Source organism: Mesorhizobium sp. M2A.F.Ca.ET.042.01.1.1 (genome assembly GCF_003997405.1).
In the GTDB taxonomy this organism is placed as follows: Bacteria; Pseudomonadota; Alphaproteobacteria; order Rhizobiales; family Rhizobiaceae; genus Mesorhizobium.
Genome location: NZ_RZRX01000583.1, coordinates 1 through 1,059 on the forward strand (window position 1 = coordinate 1; position 1,059 = coordinate 1,059).

At 67.1% G+C, this 1,059-nt stretch carries 1 protein-coding gene; it reads right to left on the reverse strand.

The features are described 5' to 3' along the window. A partial coding sequence (locus EOA23_RS34995; protein ID WP_189341844.1) for a strawberry notch C-terminal domain-containing protein occupies positions 1-1,059 on the reverse strand: 1,059 nt, incomplete at both ends.

Sequence of the window (1,059 nt, forward strand, 5' to 3'; positions counted from 1 at the left end):
GGCCGGACCAACCGAACGCGGCGCTCGATCTCGCCATCGTCGAGCATGAGCGATGGTGCTGGAGCTTGCACGGCGCCGCGACCCGAGCGCTCGTTGACCAGCAGCTTCGCGCTGCGATCATCGAGCCATCGGAGGGCGTCGTCGAGCGACAGCGGCCGATTGCGCTCGCGCTGGGTGATGGTGAGCAGCCGCGTTTCGGCGCCCGATGCGGGATGGGTGTAGATGACGCTGCGATCGGTGACGACGAAGCTCTCCGCCATCAGCGTTTCCAGTCCGAGGTCATAGACGCCGCTCGCGATCGCGCCCGCCACCTTGGCATCAAGCAGTTGCTCGAACGCCGTGAAGAGGATGCCCTGCAGCTCGATAGTGAGGGCGAGCAACCTGTTCAGGAATGTGGTGATCGGCGGCAACTCGTCCTTGATGCCGTTGTCATCCATCAGCTTCAGACCGGTCGAACTCTCGAAACGATGGAGCGAGCAGCCGTCGATTTTGCCGCGCACGATCAGGAGATAGAGTTGGCGCAGCGCGTCGCGAGCGTAGGAGGATTCCAGATTGTCCTCGGGCCGGAACAGGCCCTGGCCGCCGGTCTGACGCTGCCCGCGCGTGATGGCGCCGAGCGTGTCGAGACGCCGCGCGATCGTGCTGAGAAAGCGCTTCTCCGCCTTCACGTCGGTCGCGATCGGGCGGAACAGCGGCGGTTGCGCCTGGTTCGTCCCGTTGGTGCGGCCGAGCCCCTGGATGGCGGCGTCGGCTTTCCAGCCCGGTTCGAGCAGGTAATGCACGCGGAGCCGCTGGTTCTTCGCCGACAGCTCGGCATGGTAGCTCCGGCCCGTTCCGCCGGCATCGCTGAAGACGAGAACGCGCTTCAGGTCGTCCATGAAGGCGGCCGTCTCGGCGAGATTCGCCGACGGCGCGCGGTTCTCGACGGCCAGGCGGTCGCCCACGGAGCCGGCGCCCGGCTTGCGGACAATACGCCGCGAGCGGCCCGTCACCTCGGCCACGATGTCGGTGCCGAAACGCTGCACAATCTGATCGAGCGCGCCGGGCACCGGCGGGAGC